The sequence below is a fragment of the Shewanella sp. SW24 genome (assembly GCF_025653395.1).
Classification (GTDB): Bacteria; Pseudomonadota; Gammaproteobacteria; order Enterobacterales; family Shewanellaceae; genus Shewanella; species Shewanella oncorhynchi.
Genome location: NZ_JAKKSH010000009.1, coordinates 55095 through 75074, shown reverse-complemented (window position 1 = coordinate 75074; position 19980 = coordinate 55095). Strand labels below are relative to the sequence as shown.

Sequence of the window (19980 nt, the reverse complement as noted above, 5' to 3'; positions counted from 1 at the left end):
TTCCTTAATTAATGACCTTGAATTACGCGCGTAAGTATACTGCAATTCGGATCAATAGATAAAGAGCAGATAATGATGACAAATACGTAACTTTTCACTAAAGTGGTTAAATCAACAAAGAGTTGCGGTTTATATTGATACGGAAAATCTCGCCGATGGTGAATAATTATCATGAAGGATGCGCCCGATGACAGGCCGTTTTAAGTCACTGACGTGGAAACAAACTAACCTAGTCGTATTTACTGCCCTATTTTTTGCCATTGCCATTTTTATTGTTGAAATCGCTTTAGTCGTCGTATCAACCAAACAACAACTCACGACCACTCAGCAAGAACTCCTTGATTCAGTTAAACAACCTGCAGCAAATGCCGTATGGGCATTAGATGATAATTTAGCCCGTCAAACTTTAGAGGGTGCCATCAAAGTCGAACATGTTGGCTCGGCGGTGATTGAGCTGGACGATGGCTCAATGTTTGTTTCTGTCAGTAATAATAAGCAGAATAACTCACAGACTTTTATCAGTTTAAGTAATAAATTATTTGATGATCTCAAAGAAATTTCTCGCCCTTTGTATAGGCCTTTTTATTTTGAAGGTACCCAACAACAGCAACTCATTGGTACATTGACGGTTTTCTACGATACCCAAGAACTAACAAACACCCTCTTCTCGCAGTTAAGATTTAGTTTTTTTGCTACTCTCGCTCGTGCACTCTTACTCACCTTAGTGCTGTCCGTGGTATTCCATCGCTTCCTGACTCAGCCTATCGCACGCATCAGTGAGGCCATAGATAAGATCGAACCCGACTCTCCAGATGAAAATCTCTTACCTATGTCCAACGCACACAAGGATGATGAACTCGGCTTAGTAACCTCAAAATTCAACCAAATTCTTATTCAATTTAGCCAAACCCAGTCCAAACTGCGCAAAATGGCGACCCGAGATCCGCTAACGGGTTTACCTAACCGCACATTATTGCTTGAAACCATCGCAGTCACTATCCAACGCTCGCGAGTACACAAACGCAGCTTTGCATTGATGTTTATCGACTTAGACCGTTTTAAGAATATCAACGATTCCCTTGGCCACGCATTAGGCGATCAATTCCTCGCTCGTATCGCCCGTATTCTCGAACGCTTCGTTGGTGATAAAGGCACAGTTTCCCGCTTAGGTGGCGATGAATTCGTTATTCTGGCCGATACAGTTCACACCCCAGACCAAGCAGCAGATTTTGTAGATAAGCTACTGATCCAGCTCAATGTCCCGATTCAATTAAATGAACATGCAATTCATCCTGCGGCATCGATTGGGATTTCTATTTATCCCGAAGATGGTAACAGCGCTGAAGATTTGATCCGTCACGCTGACATTGCCATGTACAGCGCGAAAGCTGCAGGCTCGAATCAATGGGCCTTCTTCAAACAACAGATGACTGAGCGAGCAGCAGTTCGTTTACGCACTGAAGCATCTTTACATGATGCGTTAAAAAACAATGAATTTTTACTGTATTTCCAACCGAAACTTGATCTGCAAACGGGCAAAGTCATCGCCTGTGAAGCCTTGATCCGTTGGCAAAAAGACGGACGACTCATCAGCCCCATTTCCTTTATTCCCGTCGCGGAAGAGACAGGTATCATCATTCCTATAGGTCGTTGGGTGATAGAGCAAAGCTGTAAAGTACTTAGGGAATGGCAGAAAAAATATAACTATGCCATCCCAATTGCGATTAATGTTGCCTCACAGCAATTTGCCGATGCAAGTTTAGTTCCCGATATCAAACAGATGGCATTACGCTATCAAATCCAACCCGAGTTGCTGGAAATTGAAATCACTGAAACCTCGTTGATGAACGACATTGAACTCGCTATCGCTAAGCTTGAACAATTGAAATCAGCCGGATTTGGTATTGCCGTCGATGACTTTGGCACAGGGTATTCTTCACTCTGTTACCTGCGCCATTTGCCTATCACTACCATGAAAATCGATCGTTGTTTCGTTTCCGATCTACCAGGGGATAGCGCAATTGCATCGACCATTTTAATGTTGGGAAAGCAGCTTAATTTGACCATTGTGGCCGAAGGCATTGAAAACGAGCAGCAATTGGATTGGTTGAAAGAAAATCAGTGCCAAGTCGGCCAAGGTTTCTATTTTAGTCAACCTCTACCCCAAGCAGAATTTGAAGCGCTGTATATAGCAACACAAACAGCAACAATAAGTAGTCTTGATGGTTTACGTGGGGCTTAGGATACTTACATTGGCACTTAATCAATTCGATGCTTAATCACATTAAGCTAAGCATAACGGACCTAAACGTTAGACTGATTTTGGCTGTAACTTCTGTATATCTCTCGTTTGCACAATAAATATTCTGTTGAATTTTAGGCAATAAAAAAGGAGGCTAAGCCTCCTTTTTCACGTTAGTCGACGCGAAATTAACGACGTAGACCTAACTTTTGGATCAGAGCAGTGTAACGTGCTAAATCAGTACGTTTCAGGTAAGCAGTTAACTTACGACGTGAGCTAACCATACGTAACAGACCACGACGTGAGTGGTGATCATGAATGTGCTCTTTGAAGTGATCTTGCAAATGGTTGATTTGCGCAGTTAACAAAGCAACTTGAACTTCAGTTGAACCAGTGTCGTTTTCACAACGGCCAAAATCAGCCAAAATTTTTGCTTTTGCTTCAGGACTTAGTGACATGTATATCTCCAAATAAATAATATGAATCTCTAGCCGATCACTAACTCAGCCAGAGGGCGCGCTATTTTACCCATAAACCCACCCTAGCGCAATAAAAGGCGGGGACTAATGCATCAACTAATTTAATCATTTGTCGATGGATAGCGGGCTAATGCGTTTCTGCAGGTTCGTCATGGATAACAATGAGTCGTTTCGGCGCTAATAAGCCATCTTCGTTCATTGTGCCAATCCCCACAAATCGGCGAATGTCACCTAAAGTGATACGTACCAACTCATCGGTTTTTAAATCTGCATTAACTGGTACTCGAACCGCTTGACCTTGCATTAAGTAAGGAGCTATCGCATCCGGCACATTCACCTCTGGAAAATCGGCCACGGCCGTGTCCATAGGCAATAACAGAGGGTCGAGTAATACGCTCGGATCTATCTGTTGTTCATGTGCTTGAGCAACTAGCGTTTCAAGTTGTTCTAAAGTGACCATTCTGGCATAGGGATACTGTGCAACTTGGGTGCGGCGCAGCATAATCACATGGGCGCCACAACCGAGCATCTCACCGAGATCGTCTATGATAGTGCGAATATAAGTGCCCTTAGAGCAATGAATGTCTAAGGTCAGCTCATCGCCTTCAAGACCGATGAAATTTAGCTCAAATACCGTAATAGGGCGAGATTCACGCGGCACTTCTATGCCTTCACGGGCATATTTATACAGGGGCTGACCCTGATATTTCAGCGCGGAATACATAGAAGGCACTTGCTGAGTTTCACCACGGAAGAAATCAAGCGCAGTTAATAGCTGCGCCTCGGTAAAATCAATGGCGCGGGTTTGCACCACTTCACCATCGGAATCACTGGTATCTGTCCGTTCGCCAAGCTTTGCAGTGACTAAATAGCGTTTATCGGCATCCAATAGATGCTGAGAAAACTTAGTCCCTTCGCCTAAGCATACAGGTAACATACCTGTCGCTAACGGATCGAGTGCGCCCGTATGCCCAGCTTTATTCGCATTAAAAAAGCGCTTTACCCTTTGCAATGCAAAGTTAGAACTCATGCCAGTGGATTTATCCAGCAGCACTATCCCATCGATAAAACGACCTTTTGGACGACGAGCCATTAATCTTTACCTTCCGTTTCATCTGCGTCATCAGCAATATCATCACCTAAGACTTCATCTTCAACCGATGCGTCTTCGCTGCCAAATTGCTGTTGCTTCGCTTTGTCTTGGTTGATCACTTGGCTAACTAAGTTAGACATGCGCATACCTTCAACTAGCGAGCTATCGTAGATAAAACGCAGTTCAGGCATGACACGCAGCTTCATACGACCCGCCACTAAAGTGCGGATATAAGGAGCTGCGCTGATCAAAGCGTTTAGCTTTTCTTGAACGACAGCTTTGTCTTCTTCAAAAAAAGTCACAAACACTTTGGCATAGCTGAGATCGCGAGAGACGTCGACGTCATTCACAGTCACAAAGCCAATACGAGGATCTTTCATGTCGCGCTGTAGCACTTGAGCAAGTTCTTGCTGAAGCTGCTGAGCGATTCGACGAGTACGACTGAATTCTTTTGCCATAATATTTCTTACCATAGCTTAAATTGATAAGGGCGGCTAAAGCCGCCCTTATTATCGTTACAGAGTACGAGCAATCTCGACGGTTTCGAATACTTCGATTTGGTCGCCTACGCGAACATCGTTGTAGTTCTTAACGCCAATACCACATTCCATACCATTGCGAACTTCAGCAACGTCGTCTTTGAAGCGACGTAGCGATTCGAGTTCACCTTCGTAGATAACAACGTTATCACGTAGTACGCGAATTGGCGCGCTACGCTTGATGGTACCTTCGGTCACCATACAGCCAGCAATTGCACCCAGCTTAGGTGACTTGAACACATCACGAACTTCAGCCAGACCGATAATTTGTTGTTTGAACACAGGAGACAGCATACCTGTCATCGCTGCACGAACTTCATCAATCAAATTATAGATAACGCTGTAGTAACGTAAATCAACACTTTCACTTTCGATAGTCTTACGGGCTTGTGCATCGGCACGTACGTTAAAGCCAACCATGATAGCGTTAGAGGCAGCCGCTAAGGTTGCATCCGTTTCAGTCAGTGCACCCACACCGCGAGCGATGATGTTCACTTTCACTTCGTCGGTAGACAAACCAGTTAACGAATCAGTAATCGCTTCGAGTGAACCTTGTACGTCTGCTTTAAGAACGATGTTCAGTTCTTTCACTTCGCCGTCTGTCATGTTCGCAAACATGTTTTCTAGCTTAGATTTTTGCTGACGTGCCAGTTTCACATCACGGAACTTACCTTGACGATACAGGGCAACTTCGCGAGCTTTACGTTCGTCACGAACGACTGTTGCTTCATCACCTGCAGACGGAACGCCTGACAGACCTAGAATTTCAACAGGAATAGATGGACCCGCTTCAGTGATTGAACGACCGTTTTCGTCTTTCATTGCACGAATTTTACCGTACTCAAGACCACACAGAACGATATCACCTTGGCGCAGCGTACCTTCTTGAACCAGAATCGTAGCCACAGGGCCGCGACCTTTGTCCAATTGTGATTCAATGACCACACCGGCAGCCATACCATCACGTACCGCTTTCAGTTCGAGAACTTCAGCTTGCAGTAAGATACCTTCTAACAGTTCGTCAACGCCTTCACCTGTCTTAGCTGAAACGAAGGCAAACATGTTGTCTCCACCCCAATCTTCAGACATAACACCGTGTTGTGACAATTCGCTCTTAACGCGATCGATATCCGCTTCCGGTTTATCCATCTTGTTCACAGCCACGATTAATGGCACGTTACCAGCTTTAGCATGTTGAATAGCTTCGATTGTTTGCGGCATTACACCGTCATCGGCAGCAACAACTAGTACAACAATATCCGTTGCCTTGGCACCACGGGCACGCATTGCGGTAAACGCGGCGTGACCAGGAGTATCAAGGAAAGTGATCATGCCATTTTCAGTTTCAACATGGTATGCACCGATATGCTGAGTAATACCACCGGCTTCGCCAGCAGCCACTTTAGCGCGGCGAATGTAGTCGAGTAACGAAGTCTTACCGTGGTCAACGTGACCCATGATAGTCACAACTGGTGCACGAGATTCTAGCTTAATGCCATCTTCATCATCACGGTCTTGTAGCACTTGGTGCTCAAGCTCGTTTTCACGGATAAGCACAACTTTATGACCCATTTCTTCAGCAACTAGCTGGGCAGTCTCTTGATCTAACACTTGGTTGATCGTGACCATAGAACCCATTTTCATCATCTGTTTGATGATTTCAGTCGCTTTCACTGCCATTAAATGCGCAAGTTCAGAAACAGTAACAGTTTCACCGATACGCACATCACGGCTCACTGCTGCCACAGGCTTATTGAAGCCATGCGCCATAGACTCAGGTGCAGTACTGCGGTTACGCATGTGTTTTTCACGGCCGTCACGGGCATCTTTGCCGCCACGTTTTTTCGCGTTGCTCTTGTTACGAGCACGACGTCCGCGTTTTTCTTCATCCAGATCAGAAGTATCTTCAGCAGCACGAGCTACTTTAGATGTCGTGATGTGATGATCACCGTTTTTCTCAGCTTCTAAACGTTGGCGCTCTTCTTCGGCCCAGCGCTTAGAATGTTCTTCAGCGAGTAAGCGAGCAGTTTCTGCCGCTTTAGCCGCTTCTTCGTCTTGCTTACGTTTGGTTGCCGCTTCTTGCGCCGCTTTCAAACGTTCAGCTTCTAGACGAGCCGCTTCTGCTTCTGGTGACATATCTTTAACCACTTTCACTTCGGCTGCTGCTTTAGCTTTCGCCTTGGCTTCTGCTTCCACTTTTGCCTTAGCATCTGCTTCAGCTTTCACTTTTGCTGCCGCAGCAGCTTCTGCTTCGGCCTTTGCTTTTGCCAAAGCTTCTGCTTCGGCTTTCGCTTCTTCTTCAGCCTTCAGAGTAGCCTCATTAGCATCACGCTTAACGAAAGTTCGTGTTTTACGAACTTCAACTTTAACATCTTTAGATTGACCACCATTACCGGCCACACTTAGGGTCGATACGGTTTTACGCTGCAGCGTCATTTTCGTTGGCGCATTTTCGCCACCGTGCTGCTTTTTCAGATAATCCAGTAACTGCTGCTTTTCAGCTTCAGTCACTTTATCAGCTTGGCCTTTCTTAATTCCAGCCTGAGAGAATTGCTCAATCAGACGTTCAACACTTTTACCCACTTCCGTGGCCAATTTCTCTACGGTAGTATCTGCCATCAGTTAAATCCCCCTGTTGATCGACTTATGCTTCTTCGCCAAACCAACAGATATTGCGGGCTGCCATGATGAGCTCACCTGCTTTTTCTTCTGTCAATTCTTCAATTTCGATCAAATCATCAATGCCTTGTTCAGCCAAGTCTTCTAGAGTCACAATACCTTTGCTAGCGAAAACATAGGCTAAGTGTCTTTCAACACCTTCAAGTGCTAGCAACTCTTCACTTGGCTCCACACCATCCAGTGCTTCTTCAGTAGCGAGAGCTCGAGTTGAGATCGCCGCTTTTGCACGTTCACGTAAAGCTTCGACGAGATCTTCGTCAAAACCGTCAATCGCCAATAGTTCAGACACAGGCACATAGGCAACTTCTTCGAGCGACGTAAAGCCCTCATCTGCCAGTACTTGTGCAAAATCTTCATCGACATCCAGTGAGTTAACAAATAAATCAACCACCTTGGCACTTTCTGCCTGATGTTTCTTATTCATATCTTCCACTGTCATAACGTTCAGAACCCAACCAGTTAGTTGTGTTGCTAAACGTACGTTCTGGCCATTACGTCCAATGGCTTGTGCCAAACTATCGGCTTCAACAGCGATATCCATAGAATGGTTATCTTCGTCGACTATGATAGAGGCAACATCGGCTGGCGCCATGGCATTGATCACGTATTGTGCTGGATTATCATCCCACAACACGATATCAACACGTTCGCCACCCAGTTCATTCGAAACGGCTTGTACACGCGCACCGCGCATACCCACACACGCACCGATAGGATCGATACGGCGATCATTCGACTTAACGGCGATCTTAGCGCGAGCGCCTGGATCACGAGCAGCGCCCATTATTTCAATCAGTTCGTCAGCGATTTCAGGCACTTCAACACGGAAAAGCTCGATCAGCATTTCAGGTTTAGTACGGCTTAAGAATAACTGTGCACCACGAGCTTCTGGACGTACTGAGTACAATAATGCACGCACACGGTCACCAGGGCGGAAAGATTCGCGTGAAATTAAGTCTTCACGGAACAATACGCCGTCAGCGTTATTACCTAAGTCAACCACTACGCTCTCGCGAGTTGCTTTTTTGACCACACCAGTGATTAACTCACCTTCTTGATCTTGGAACTGCTCAACCACTTGCGCACGTTCAGCTTCACGTACTTTCTGTACGATCACTTGCTTAGCGGTTTGAGTGGTAATACGGTCAAACACCACTGACTCGATATCGTCTTCGATAAACTCGCCAGGCTGGATGTCCGGATTTTCGTAACGTGCCGCTTCTAAAGTGATTTCACGATAAGGGTTTTCTAACGCTTCACCGTGGTCATCAACTACCATCCAACGACGGAAAGTATCATAACCACCGGTTTTACGATCGATAGCAACACGAACGTCAATATCACCTTCGTACTTTTTCTTGGTTGCTGTGGCCAGAGCAATCTCTAGCGCTTCAAAAATTTTCTCGCGTGGAACGGCCTTTTCATTTGAAACCGCCTCAGCGACTAGCAGAATCTCTTTATTCATCTCGTCTTGCCTCGTTCACCTTGAAACCATCAAAACTTAGCGATTAAGTTGCCTTTGCGGATATTATCCAATGCGACAACTAACTCTTTACCATTCACTTTCAGCGAGAGCATTTGCCCGTCGACCGCAGTGATGGCGCCTTTTAAATTACGACTGCCGTCAACCGGCATAGTCAATTGAAGCTTTACATCCTCGCCTACATAGCCCGCGTACTGCTCAGCAGTAAATAAGGGTCTATCTACGCCTGGCGAAGAAACCTCTAGGGTATATTCTGTAGAAATAGGATCTTCAACATCGAGTACAGCACTGACTTGGCGACTTGCATTGGCACAATCTTCAATATTGATACCATTCTCACCATCAATGAACACTCGCAGTGTGGAATGCTTACCCGCTTGAACATATTCAATGCCCCACAGCTGAAAGCCTAATGCTTCCACAGGTACTTTGAGCATTTCTGCCAGTCTGAATTCTAACGTTGCCAAGATTGACCCCCGAAAAAACAAAAAAGGGCTTAATAGCCCTAGTACAACGCCACATACGAAGCATGCGACAAATTTAAAAGTCCCAGATAACAAAAAACCCCGTAATCACGAGGTCATTAATTTCAAGAACCTGTAAACCATAACGAATTCAAAAACTAGTCGTTACTAGGAGCTGGTTGCGGGGGCCGGATTTGAACCGACGACCTTCGGGTTATGAGCCCGACGAGCTACCATGCTGCTCCACCCCGCGTCAACTGTGTGCAAGTATATTGACTATCGTCATTTCTTGCAATAACTAAGAGAGAACTTATCTCGTCTATCTTAGTTATATTTGGTGCCGAGAGCGGGACTTGAACCCGCACGACCGTTAGGTCACAGCCACCTCAAGGCTGCGCGTCTACCAATTTCGCCACCTCGGCGACACCTTTTACTAGTCAGGAATTTTCGTTTCTGACTTTTGGGTTCCTTGCTCAACTGGTTGGGTAACCTGTTCAGTGTCTGAACCTAAATCTTTCCATGAATCTTCATTTTTTGCGTGGTTTGCACTTAAATTACCAATAAGCAGACTTAAAGTGAAAAACGCAATGGCAAGAATCGACGTACTGCGTGTCAGGAAATTACCTGAACCGCTTGAACCAAAAAGAGTACCTGATGCACCGGCGCCAAAAGAGGCCCCCATGTCAGCTCCCTTACCTTGCTGAATTAATACTAAGCCTATTAGACCTAATGCAACCAACAAGTAAATAACTACTAGAACTTCATACATATTATGCGCTCATCGCTATGGTACACAGACTTAAAAACTCGCTAGAGTTTAAGCTAGCACCGCCAATCAGTCCACCATCAACATCAGGTTGGGCAAATAAATCTGCAGCATTACTCGGTGTCACACTACCACCGTAGAGAATCCTGATATTTTCTCCGATAAACGGAGACACTTCAGAGAGGCGTTTGCGAATAAACGCATGAACTTCTTGTGCCTGCTCTGGTGTAGCACTTTTACCTGTTCCTACAGCCCAAAGCGGCTCGTAGGCGATAATAGCGTTATCAAAAGCCATAGTGCCATTTTTCTGGATCACTATATCCAACTCTTCAGCAATCACCTCAAAGGTGCGTCTTGCTTCACGTGCTGGACCTGACTCACCCACACATAAAATTGGAGTTAAGCCATGCTTTTGTGCAGCGGCGAATTTCTCCGCTACGATATTACTCGTCTCTCCGTACATACGGCGACGTTCTGAATGCCCGATAATTACATATCGACATCCTGAATCTTTGAGCATCTGACCTGAAACTTCTCCGGTATAAGCGCCAAAGTCATGTTGACTTAGGTTTTGTGCGCCCATCCTAACAAGTGAACCGTCTAACGCTTCCTTGTTTGCTTCTAGCAGTTGCCTAACGCTCTCTAGATAGATAGAAGGCGGGCATAAAACCACTTCAGCTGAATCATTTTGGAGCTTAGAGGCAAATTTTTTGAACAACTCTTGGGCTAATGCCGCACTGCCGTTCATCTTCCAATTGCCAGCTACCATAGGACGTCTGAGTGCCATCACTGTCTCCTCTGAAAGCGGCGTGAATAATAGCGAACCACTTATTAAGTTACAATAGCTAAATTCGAATTTTTTCAGATATCAGGTTGGAATGCTTATTTTTTACACGCCAAAGCTGTTTTCTGTTCATTTGTGCAGCTAACACCTTAATTTTAAATTGGTATCAGCCGCACTCATTACAAAATTAGCAAATATTAGCTTGCCGATTTTACCGCATCCGCAATCAAATTTGCGTGCGCCAATACTGCACTATGATCGTCACCTTCAACCATGACACGGATCAAAGGTTCAGTACCTGACTTACGTAATAATACTCGGCCACGCGCGCCCAGTTGAGATTCAACCTGTGCCTGCGCCGCTTTAACTTTATCTGACTTAAGAGGGTCGTGCTCGCCTTCAAAGCGCACATTGACTAACACCTGCGGCAACATTTCCATCGCAGAAGTCAGTTCTTCTAGCGTGGCATTCTGACGACGCATAGCCGCTAACACTAAAATCCCCGCAACTATGCCATCACCAGTTGTGCCGTGATCAAGATTGAGGATATGCCCTGAATTTTCACCGCCGATGCGCCAATCGAGTTCTTTAAGTAGTTCCATCACATAACGGTCGCCCACTTTCGAACGCGCAAAGGGGATGTCTAATGCTTGCAAGGCGAGATCAAGCCCAAGGTTTGACATTAACGTACCAACTACACCACCGCGTAATACGCCACGGGATTTCGCATCACAGGCCAGAATATATAAAATTTGATCGCCGTCGATCACTTCGCCTTTGCTGTTGACCATCATAATACGGTCACCGTCACCGTCGAGTGCGATGCCTAAATCGGCACTTTCGGCTAGAACGGTTTCACAAATTTTGCCCATGGACGTCGCGCCCACTTTATCATTGATGTTCATCCCGTTGGGTTTATCACCAATGGCAATCACCTCGGCGCCTAACTCACGAAACACTGCTGGCGCTATGTGATAAGTTGCGCCATGGGCACAATCAACCACAATTTTTAGCCCAGTTAACGTGTGTTCTGCAGGAAAATTACCTTTACAATACTCAATATAACGGCCACGGGCATCTTCAATACGCGATACCTTCCCCAATAGATGCGATTCAACACAAACGAGGGGCTTTTCAAGCTCGGCTTCAATTTCTAGCTCTAGGTTATCGTCTAACTTACTGCCGTCGGTGGAAAAAAACTTAATACCATTATCGTAATACGGATTGTGTGACGCGCTGATCACCACCCCAGCTTCGGCGCGAAACGTGCGCGTCAAATAGGCTACTGCTGGCGTTGGCATAGGTCCCATTAACATCACATTAAGGCCTGCAGCAGAAAGGCCAGCTTCTAATGCTGACTCAAACATATAGCCCGAAATACGGGTATCTTTACCTATAATCACCTTTTTGGTACCACTGCGGGATAACACGCGCCCCGCCGCCCAACCTAACTTAAGCGCGAGCTCAGGCGTCATTTGACCTGAACCGACTTTTCCCCGAATACCGTCAGTTCCAAAAAATTTACGTTCTTTCATATCGCTCCACAAACTCAAATGTGTCCCAATGATTTGGGATCATAATATTAATTAAATGCTTAACGAGAGCATAACGATGCTTAAAAATACGCTTGTGTCGCTTGTAACACCTTGAGCATATCCACAGTTTCAGTAACATCATGCACACGAATGATATGAGCGCCCTTTTGGGCCGCTATCATAGCGCCAGCAAGGCTCCCAGCAAGACGTTCTGAGGTCGGTTTTGCTAAGAGGTTTCCTATCATGCTCTTACGAGACAATCCTATCAATATCGGTAAATCAAACTGGGCAAAACAGTCGAGCTTCGCCAGTAATTCATAGTTATGTTCTAAGCTTTTACCAAAACCAAATCCCGGATCGAGTATTAATAATTCACGGGGGATTCCTGCTCGCAAGCAAGCTTCAATCCGCTCAGTTAAAAAGGCAGAAACTTCTTCAATAACATTATGGTAAGTCGGTGAAAATTGCATGCTTTTGGGTTCGCCTTGCATATGCATTAAGCATATGGGGACTTGCAACTCTGCAGCAGCTTGAAGCGCACCAGGCTCCATCAGGGCACGCACATCGTTAATCAAATGTGCGCCCGCAGCAACAGCTTGACGCATGACTTCAGGTTTACTGGTATCGACCGAAATCCACACATCATGGTGCGCCGCAACATATTTCACCAACGGGATCACCCGCGCAAGTTCATCGGCTAAGCTCACCTCGGCGGCGCCAGGTCTTGTCGACTCACCGCCAATGTCTATCATTCCCGCACCTTGAGCCACCATGTCATCGGCATGCTGACAAGCAAGCTCATAGGAAGAATATTGGCCACCGTCGGAAAAAGAATCGGGAGTGACATTAAGAATCCCCATCACAATGGGTGAAGATAACGCGAGGCGTTTAGTGCCAGCAATCAGTTCAAACACGCATTTACTCCTGTAATACGAACACTTACGATTTTACTCACTGGCATAACTGGCGTCATTAATTTCAAGCCTTCATTTTTTATCTGAAAAGACCAATGTCAGAAGATAAATATCAATGGTGGCAGAGAGTATCAATGACAGCGCAGTCAAATTGCTAACAAGGTAAAACAAGAAAACCCCTTTACGGGGTTTTCTTTGGTTTCACAACACATTACTTAGCTGGAGATTCATCAGGATCTTTCAGTTCTGGCTCAGCAGGAGCAGTCACACTGTCTTCAGCTTTCGCTGCTGGTTCACCATGACCATTGCCTTTATCGTTAGAACCACTGTCATCTACTTGCCAATCAGCAGGGTGACGCACTTCACGACGTTTCATTAAATCGTCAATTTGAAGTGAATCAATGGTTTCATACTTCATTAAAGCTTCTTTCATTGAGTGCAGAATATCGAGGTTATCCGTCAATATCTGTCTCGCTCTAGCGTAGTTTTTGTCGATAAAGACTTTTACTTCAGCATCGATAATGGTTGCAGTTTCATCGGACATCGCTTTGGCTTTACCCATGCTGCGACCTAAGAAGACTTCACCATCTTCTTCTGCATACAGCAATGGACCTAACTTGTCCGAGAAGCCCCACTGAGTCACCATGTTACGCGCAATAGATGTCGCGTATTTGATGTCCTGTGATGCACCAGTCGACACTTTCTCAGTACCGTAGATAAGCTCTTCTGCTAAACGACCACCGTAGGCGACCGAAATTTGGCTTTCTAACTTACGACGGCTCTGGCTCACTGAGTCAGCTTCAGGTAAGAAGAAAGTGACACCCAGCGCACGGCCGCGAGGAATGATAGTCACCTTGTGCACAGGATCGTGCTCTGGCACTAAACAACCCACAATCGCATGGCCCGCTTCATGGTAAGCAGTCATTTCTTTTTCGGCTTCAGACATCACCATAGAGCGGCGCTCAGCACCCATCATGATTTTATCTTTTGCACGCTCAAATTCTTCCATGCCTACAACTCGGCGATTTCCGCGAGCCGCAAACAGGGCAGCTTCGTTCACTAAGTTAGCTAAATCAGCACCCGAGAAACCTGGCGTACCACGGGCAATCACACTTGCCTTCACATCTTCAGAAAGCGGTACTTTACGCATATGCACTTTCAAAATCTGCTCACGACCACGAACGTCTGGTAAGCCAACGACCACTTGACGGTCAAAACGACCCGGACGTAATAACGCAGAATCGAGTACGTCTGGACGGTTAGTTGCCGCGATAACAATAACGCCTTCATTACCTTCGAAGCCATCCATCTCAACCAGCATTTGGTTCAGTGTTTGCTCACGTTCATCATGACCACCACCTAAACCCGCGCCACGTTGACGACCGACAGCATCGATTTCATCGATGAAGATAATACAAGGTGCAGATTTTTTCGCTTGTTCAAACATGTCACGCACACGGGATGCACCGACACCAACAAACATTTCCACGAAATCAGAACCTGAAATAGTGAAGAAAGGGACTTTAGATTCACCCGCAATGGCTTTCGCCAGCAAAGTTTTACCTGTACCTGGAGGACCCACCATCAGTACGCCCGTTGGAATTCGGCCGCCCAATTTTTGGAATTTAGTGGGGTCACGCAGGTAATCAACCAGCTCTTTCACTTCTTCTTTTGCTTCATCACAACCGGCAACATCGGCAAAAGTAGTTTTGATCTGATCTTCGCTCATCAGCTTGGCTTTGCTCTTACCAAAGGACATAGCGCCTTTGCCACCGCCGCCTTGCATCTGGCGCATGAAGAAAATCCATACCCCGATAAGCAATAACATTGGGAACCAAGAGATGAAGATTTGGGTAAGGAACCCTGACTCTTCGGCTTCTTGGCCCTTCATAGTGATGCCTTTACGATCAAGATCATTAATTAAATCTTGGTCATATAACGGCATGATAGTAGTGAATTTTTCACCAGTTCGTTTAGCACCTTCAATAGTACGTTGGTCGCTCTTAACTTCAACAGTTGCGACCTGTCCATCACGGACATTATCTAAGAAGGTAGAATAATCCATCTTCTGCGATGACGAAGAAGAGGGGGAGTAACCCTGAAACACTGACATCAGCACAACGGCGATGACAACCCAGAGTATTAGATTTTTTGCCATGTCACTCAAATTACTAGACCTCATTAAGTCTTGCGATTATTAACGCTAGGTTACTACAACTTGTACCCTGTCGCCACAAGATAGACTTCGCGGGAACGAGCCCGTGAAGAGTCTGGTTTACGTGTTTTAACGACTTTAAACACTGCTTTTACCGCTTTCATGTATTCGTCAAAGCCCTCCCCCTGAAAGACTTTTACCGCAAAACAGCCATTAGGAGCCAATACTTGATGGCACATATCTAACGCCAATTCCACTAAATACATGGCACGGGGCTGATCAACACTATCTGAACCACTCATGTTGGGTGCCATATCAGACAACACAACGTCAACTTTAGCATCACCGACGCGAGTAAGTAATGCTTGAAGGACTTTATCTTCACGAAAATCCCCTTGCAAAAAATCGACGCCGACGATGGGATCCATAGGCAAAATGTCACAGGCGATGACTTTACCTCTATCTCCCGCTAATTTAACTGCCACTTGAGACCAACCTCCCGGAGCGGCACCGAGATCAACCACAGTCATGCCTGGGCGGATCAGTTGATCCTTTTGCTGGATCTCCTCAAGCTTAAACGCAGCGCGAGATCGCAAGCCCATTTTTTGGGCGAGTTTGACATAGTGATCATCAAAGTGTTCTAGCATCCAGCGATTAGAACTGGCCGTACGTTTTATACCTGACATTTAAAATCCGCAACAATTGAGAGTTACACAAAGGCTATATAAGGGTAGAATAGCCGTTTTTCAACAGTAACTCAGCAAAAGTTGGTAGAAATGAACTTAACAACCAAACAAAAACAGCATTTAAAAGGTCTAGCGCATCCGCTAAAGCCAGTGGTGCTGCTTGGTGCCAATGGATTGACTGAAGGCGTACTCGCTGAAATTGAAAGCGCACTCGCTTATCATGAACTGATTAAAGTGAAAGTAGCCTCTGCCGACAGAGAGCTAAAAAATGCCATCGTTGATGCCATAGTACGTGAAACTCAATCCGCAAAAGTGCAACTTATTGGTCATATTCTGGTGATTTATCGTCAATCACCAGAAATGAAAATTGCTTTGCCAAAGGCAAAGTAATTTTTCTTGATTTTATCGTGTTAACAAAAAGGCCATTCAATCGAGTGGCCTTTTTGTTTTCGCTGTTAATTTAAGCGATTAGCATAGCCCTAAGGTGTTTCAGAAATCACTTGTTCCTTATAATGCTCTGGCGTTAAGCCTAATAACTCAGGCAATGAGGTACCAACTGAAATAGAAGAGAATGTGCCGGTTAATATACCGATAAACATTGCAATCGAAAATCCTTCCAGCGGCCCACCGCCCATGATCCACAGCGCACCGACCGTCATTAAGGTTGTCCCTGATGTCACCATAGTGCGAGAAAACGTCGCCACAATTGCTTGGTTGTTAATGTCTTGAATCGCAAGCTTTGGCTTAGCAATCAATAATTCACGAATACGGTCAGCGATAATGATCGAATCGTTTAAGGAATAACCTAAAATCGCCAGCACAGCCGCAAGTATCGTTAAATTAAACTCCATCTGAGTCAAGGCGAAAAATGCCAGCACGAACACTACGTCATGCACTAAAGCGAATAGGGCACCCGATGCGAGTCGCCATTCGAAGCGATAACTTAAATAACCTAATATCGCCAGCATAGCGACTAACAGCGCCAAACCGCCCTGCTCTGCCAATTCTTGACCAATCTGCGGCCCGACAACACTGCTGTTAAGCACTTGCACTTCAGAGTTAAGCGGCGCTAATACCTGCTGAATATCGATATTACCTTGCTCTGTATCGGCACTCTTTATATCGGAATAGCGCAACACCCAACGTCCCGGCTCACTGGCGGAGACTACACTCACCTCTTGCTGATAAGCGGCATTAAGTAAAGGTTGCAATTCACTGCTGGTAATTTTTCTATCGATCTGCACTTCGGTGACGACACCGCCAGTAAAATCTAAGCCCCAGTTAAAACCTTTCACGCCGATGATGGTTAATGACACTAGCATCAACAAAATTGAGATAGCACTCGAAACATAACGCCATTTAGTTAGATTAATATTTTTCATGATTATACCTTCACATGACGGCTAGCATCACGTCCATAAACTAAGTTGATCAAGGCCCTTGAAGCAAAGATACCGGTAAACATGCTGGTCAATAGACCTAGACCTAAGGTCAAGGCAAAACCTTGGATTGGACCATTACCTATGGAGTAAAGCACCACTGCAGTAATCATAGTGGTGAAGTTGGCGTCGAAAATGGTAGAAAACGCGCTATCAAACCCCGTATCAATTGCCAGCGCAAAACTGCGACCTTCCTTTAACTTATCTTTTATTCGTTCGAAAATCAGTACGTTGGTATCGACCGCCATACCGACGGTTAACACCAAACCCGCAATACCAGGTAAGGTCAACACAGCGCCAGGGATAAGCGCCAGTAAACCAAACAGGATCACCATATTGGAGATCAGCGCTATATTCGCCACCCAACCGAGACGGCGATACCAAAGCGCCATAAACAGCAAGGTGATCCCCATCCCTAAACCAAGGGCAGCAAAACCGTTTTCAATGTTTTCAGCACCCAGAGTCGGGCCAATAGTGCGCTCTTCAACAATAGTCACTGGCGCCGTCATAGAGCCAGCTCGCAGTAACAGAGCTAATTGTTGTGCTTCTTGATAGGAGCCTGCCCCCGTAATGCGAAAACGATCTCCAAGTTGGGATTGAATAGTCGCAACACTGATAATCTCTTGTGTTTGCTTTGCCTTACCTTGCTCATCACGGCTGTATTCACTGTAAGACGTCGCCATAGGTTTGCCGATATTGGTACGGGAAAAGTCAGACATTTTCTGCCCGCCCACACGGTCAAGGTTAATGTTCACCTCCGCCATGCCCATCTCGCCTAAACTCGCCCTCGCATCGACAATATGATCGCCACCCAGTACTGGTGTGCGGCTCACATAAATAGGCTTACCAGACTTGTCATTGAGTACCATAGCATTAACGGAGCCAGACTCTTTAACCTCGAAAAAGGCCAAACTCGCCGTAGCACCGATAACATTCTTGGCAGCGGCAGGATCTTGTACTCCAGGCAATTCAATCCGAATTCGATGCTCCCCTTGACGCTGCACTAAAGCTTCAGTGATACCGAGTTCTTCAATACGGCTGCGCATCACTTGTAAGTTTTGCTGCACTGTCAAGTTACGCAGTTTCGTTTGCTCTTCTTGGCTCAACTTAATCAGTAAACCCGCGCCATCAGCATTGGATAGCTGCCAATTAGGATAGGACTCTTTCATCATTTGACGCACGGCAGCACGGGCGTCATTATCGGGCAACGTCATGTTTAACTGATGACTTTGGTCCAAATGCACGCTAGCACCACGAATTTTCTGTTCACGGATGAATTGACGTAGCGAATCAACAAGCGTCTCGGCCTGAGTTTGATAAACAGGATCAATATCAACATCGAGTAAGAACTGTACGCCACCGCGCAAGTCGAGCCCGAGTTTAATCGGCTGAAAGCCTAAGTTTTGTAACCAACTTGGCGCCGCACTGGCAAGGGATAAAGTCAATTCTTTTGGCTCTGCGACCATAGAAGAGACTAAAGTTTTGACTAAGGTTTGTTGGTTATCCGCATCGAGGACAATTAAGGTTTCACCATTTTTTTGGTCGATACGTTTGACCGTCACGCCTTCAGCTTGCAGCTTATCTCGAAGGGCAATAGGTGTGAGCGTTAACCCCGCCTTCGCGCCCACCTGCACCGCAGCATCCTCACCGTAAAATGTCGGCAAAGCACTGAATAGCATCACGATAATAGTGACGATAAGCACTAAGTATTTCCAAGCTGAATAGTGATTTAGCAGCCGTTGATTGGGTTTTCTTTCCATGGGATTAACTCGCTATTTAACGCTCAGCATTTGAATCAAATCGCTAAGCGAACATATTGATATCAGTCCGAAACACATGATTGAGTACCAGCGGCTAAGCTCGTAAGGCTCAAATCATCACTGCTTACTTAAGCAGCTATAAAAAGTTTCGGTGAGTACAAAAAGGCAACAGCATGAAAAATCGATAAGATTAGGCTCCTATCAACGTCATGCCTAAATAGGCGAGCTAAGCGGCTTGTTGGCTAAATCGATATTGAAGATTTGAGACTTTCCAACCCGAAATTCGGGCGGGGGAAGAAACAGCAGAAAGCGTCCAATCTGATGTGATATCAAGATCGGTGGGTTCAACGACATTGGATGTCGGTTCGGCAGTAAAGTCTACAGCGAGTACATATACTGGCTTGACCTCACGCACATCGTGCTGGGCAAGACTGATAAATCGCGGCGAATTTATCGGGGCAAAATCTAAGTCATCTGAATGACTCACATAGTCAGAACTCGGACAAGGTGCTGGCTGTGATTCTAATTCTGAGTCTGAACTGACTAGATCGGTATCATGACTATTCGGTGAGCCGCAGCTTTCAACGGTTTGCGCATCAGACTGTGCATTAGATTGGGCGATAACATCGGCATCGGGTAAGCTTTGAGGCTCAGCGCTTCGCTTTGCATGGGGAGTAGAGCTATCAAGACTCACAGTATGCATCTGAGCATAATGGCGAGCTGCATCACTGCGCTGTACTGAGGGTTTTGGCGCATAGCTAGCAGAGTGCGCAATCAACATGATCGCCACGCAAACTAACATCAATCCTGTACGCCAATGTTTGACCAAAGCGTGCCCTCTTATAAAACGTTATCAAACTAAAGATGAACCTATTCACTGTTCGCTTTTGATGCTTAACTGTGGGTCCATAAAGTGAAACTCGCGCAAAAAAACAAAATACACATTTGGCCAATGTTGATTT

Annotated in this window: 17 protein-coding genes and 2 tRNA genes; 2 read left to right on the top strand and 17 right to left on the bottom strand. The window is 45.7% G+C overall.

Annotated elements, in window-relative coordinates; all coding sequences use genetic code 11:
• The first annotated feature begins 187 nt into the window (after positions 1-187).
• Positions 188-2242: a putative bifunctional diguanylate cyclase/phosphodiesterase gene (locus L5M17_RS09530; RefSeq protein ID WP_263146899.1), complete on the top strand. Its 2055-nt coding sequence runs from the start codon at positions 188-190 to the stop codon at positions 2240-2242.
• 188 nt (positions 2243-2430) lie between these two features.
• Here the strand turns inward: L5M17_RS09530 and rpsO are convergent, their stop codons facing one another.
• From rpsO to rlmE, 14 genes are all read right to left on the bottom strand, one after another.
• Complete coding sequence (gene rpsO, locus L5M17_RS09525; protein ID WP_028761447.1) at positions 2431-2700, bottom strand: 30S ribosomal protein S15; 270 nt, start codon at positions 2698-2700, stop codon at positions 2431-2433.
• Between the two features lie 148 nt (positions 2701-2848).
• Positions 2849-3814 carry a tRNA pseudouridine(55) synthase TruB gene (gene truB, locus L5M17_RS09520; RefSeq protein WP_113939302.1) on the bottom strand — a complete coding sequence of 322 codons (966 nt, stop codon included), beginning with the start codon at positions 3812-3814 and terminating at the stop codon, positions 2849-2851.
• Positions 3814-4272, bottom strand: a complete 459-nt coding sequence (gene rbfA / locus L5M17_RS09515) for a 30S ribosome-binding factor RbfA (protein ID WP_105251700.1) — start codon at positions 4270-4272, stop codon at positions 3814-3816. The genes truB and rbfA overlap by 1 nt, the downstream gene beginning before the upstream one ends.
• A 57-nt stretch (positions 4273-4329) precedes the next feature.
• Positions 4330-6972 carry a translation initiation factor IF-2 gene (infB, locus tag L5M17_RS09510; RefSeq protein ID WP_105251699.1) on the bottom strand — a complete coding sequence of 881 codons (2643 nt, stop codon included), beginning with the start codon at positions 6970-6972 and terminating at the stop codon, positions 4330-4332.
• Between the two features lie 25 nt (positions 6973-6997).
• Positions 6998-8497, bottom strand: a complete 1500-nt coding sequence (gene nusA / locus L5M17_RS09505) for a transcription termination factor NusA (protein WP_028761452.1) — start codon at positions 8495-8497, stop codon at positions 6998-7000.
• Positions 8498-8526: 29 nt separating this feature from the next.
• Complete coding sequence (gene rimP, locus L5M17_RS09500; RefSeq protein ID WP_006082718.1) at positions 8527-8982, bottom strand: ribosome maturation factor RimP; 456 nt, start codon at positions 8980-8982, stop codon at positions 8527-8529.
• A gap of 173 nt (positions 8983-9155) precedes the next feature.
• Positions 9156-9232, bottom strand: a tRNA-Met gene (locus L5M17_RS09495).
• 82 nt (positions 9233-9314) lie between these two features.
• Positions 9315-9401 (bottom strand) — tRNA-Leu (locus L5M17_RS09490).
• Between the two features lie 11 nt (positions 9402-9412).
• Positions 9413-9748 (bottom strand): preprotein translocase subunit SecG, encoded by a 336-nt coding sequence (secG, locus tag L5M17_RS09485; RefSeq protein ID WP_263146895.1) that lies wholly within the window; start codon positions 9746-9748, stop codon positions 9413-9415.
• A gap of 1 nt (position 9749) precedes the next feature.
• Complete coding sequence (gene tpiA / locus L5M17_RS09480) at positions 9750-10532, bottom strand: triose-phosphate isomerase (protein WP_006082720.1); 783 nt, start codon at positions 10530-10532, stop codon at positions 9750-9752.
• A gap of 194 nt (positions 10533-10726) precedes the next feature.
• The gene (glmM, locus tag L5M17_RS09475) at positions 10727-12064 is read right to left on the bottom strand and encodes a phosphoglucosamine mutase (protein WP_263146892.1); all 1338 of its coding nucleotides are present in this window, start codon (positions 12062-12064) and stop codon (positions 10727-10729) included.
• Between the two features lie 80 nt (positions 12065-12144).
• Complete coding sequence (folP, locus tag L5M17_RS09470) at positions 12145-12978, bottom strand: dihydropteroate synthase (protein ID WP_263146889.1); 834 nt, start codon at positions 12976-12978, stop codon at positions 12145-12147.
• A 211-nt stretch (positions 12979-13189) separates the two neighbouring features.
• Positions 13190-15160, bottom strand: a complete 1971-nt coding sequence (ftsH, locus tag L5M17_RS09465) for an ATP-dependent zinc metalloprotease FtsH (RefSeq protein WP_263146886.1) — start codon at positions 15158-15160, stop codon at positions 13190-13192.
• Between the two features lie 29 nt (positions 15161-15189).
• Entirely contained in the window at positions 15190-15819 is a 630-nt protein-coding gene (gene rlmE, locus L5M17_RS09460; protein WP_006082724.1) for a 23S rRNA (uridine(2552)-2'-O)-methyltransferase RlmE, read from the bottom strand.
• Positions 15820-15909: 90 nt separating this feature from the next.
• Here rlmE and yhbY point away from each other — a divergent pair, with 90 nt between their 5' ends.
• Positions 15910-16209 (top strand): ribosome assembly RNA-binding protein YhbY, encoded by a 300-nt coding sequence (yhbY, locus tag L5M17_RS09455; RefSeq protein WP_006082725.1) that lies wholly within the window; start codon positions 15910-15912, stop codon positions 16207-16209.
• 89 nt (positions 16210-16298) lie between these two features.
• On the opposite strand, the gene secF is transcribed toward yhbY, so the two are convergent.
• From secF to L5M17_RS09440, 3 genes are all read right to left on the bottom strand, one after another.
• Positions 16299-17201 carry a protein translocase subunit SecF gene (gene secF, locus L5M17_RS09450; protein WP_028761458.1) on the bottom strand — a complete coding sequence of 301 codons (903 nt, stop codon included), beginning with the start codon at positions 17199-17201 and terminating at the stop codon, positions 16299-16301.
• A gap of 2 nt (positions 17202-17203) precedes the next feature.
• The gene (secD, locus tag L5M17_RS09445) at positions 17204-19018 is read right to left on the bottom strand and encodes a protein translocase subunit SecD (protein WP_263146884.1); all 1815 of its coding nucleotides are present in this window, start codon (positions 19016-19018) and stop codon (positions 17204-17206) included.
• A gap of 226 nt (positions 19019-19244) precedes the next feature.
• The gene (locus tag L5M17_RS09440) at positions 19245-19820 is read right to left on the bottom strand and encodes a hypothetical protein (protein WP_263146883.1); all 576 of its coding nucleotides are present in this window, start codon (positions 19818-19820) and stop codon (positions 19245-19247) included.
• Positions 19821-19980: the final 160 nt, after the last annotated feature.

Excerpts from the sequence above, each read along its gene's own strand:
- L5M17_RS09530 (WP_263146899.1), top strand. The coding sequence starts at position 188 with ATGACAGGCCGTTTTAAGTCACTGACGTGGAAACAAACTAACCTAGTC.
- rpsO (WP_028761447.1), bottom strand. The coding sequence starts at position 2,700 with ATGTCACTAAGTCCTGAAGCAAAAGCAAAAATTTTGGCTGATTTTGGC.
- truB (WP_113939302.1), bottom strand. The coding sequence starts at position 3,814 with ATGGCTCGTCGTCCAAAAGGTCGTTTTATCGATGGGATAGTGCTGCTG.
- rbfA (WP_105251700.1), bottom strand. The coding sequence starts at position 4,272 with ATGGCAAAAGAATTCAGTCGTACTCGTCGAATCGCTCAGCAGCTTCAG.
- infB (WP_105251699.1), bottom strand. The coding sequence starts at position 6,972 with ATGGCAGATACTACCGTAGAGAAATTGGCCACGGAAGTGGGTAAAAGT.
- nusA (WP_028761452.1), bottom strand. The coding sequence starts at position 8,497 with ATGAATAAAGAGATTCTGCTAGTCGCTGAGGCGGTTTCAAATGAAAAG.
- secG (WP_263146895.1), bottom strand. The coding sequence starts at position 9,748 with ATGTATGAAGTTCTAGTAGTTATTTACTTGTTGGTTGCATTAGGTCTA.
- tpiA (WP_006082720.1), bottom strand. The coding sequence starts at position 10,532 with ATGGCACTCAGACGTCCTATGGTAGCTGGCAATTGGAAGATGAACGGC.
- glmM (WP_263146892.1), bottom strand. The coding sequence starts at position 12,064 with ATGAAAGAACGTAAATTTTTTGGAACTGACGGTATTCGGGGAAAAGTC.
- ftsH (WP_263146886.1), bottom strand. The coding sequence starts at position 15,160 with ATGAGGTCTAGTAATTTGAGTGACATGGCAAAAAATCTAATACTCTGG.
- rlmE (WP_006082724.1), bottom strand. The coding sequence starts at position 15,819 with ATGTCAGGTATAAAACGTACGGCCAGTTCTAATCGCTGGATGCTAGAA.
- yhbY (WP_006082725.1), top strand. The coding sequence starts at position 15,910 with ATGAACTTAACAACCAAACAAAAACAGCATTTAAAAGGTCTAGCGCAT.
- secF (WP_028761458.1), bottom strand. The coding sequence starts at position 17,201 with ATGAAAAATATTAATCTAACTAAATGGCGTTATGTTTCGAGTGCTATC.
- secD (WP_263146884.1), bottom strand. The coding sequence starts at position 19,018 with ATGGAAAGAAAACCCAATCAACGGCTGCTAAATCACTATTCAGCTTGG.
- L5M17_RS09440 (WP_263146883.1), bottom strand. The coding sequence starts at position 19,820 with ATGTTAGTTTGCGTGGCGATCATGTTGATTGCGCACTCTGCTAGCTAT.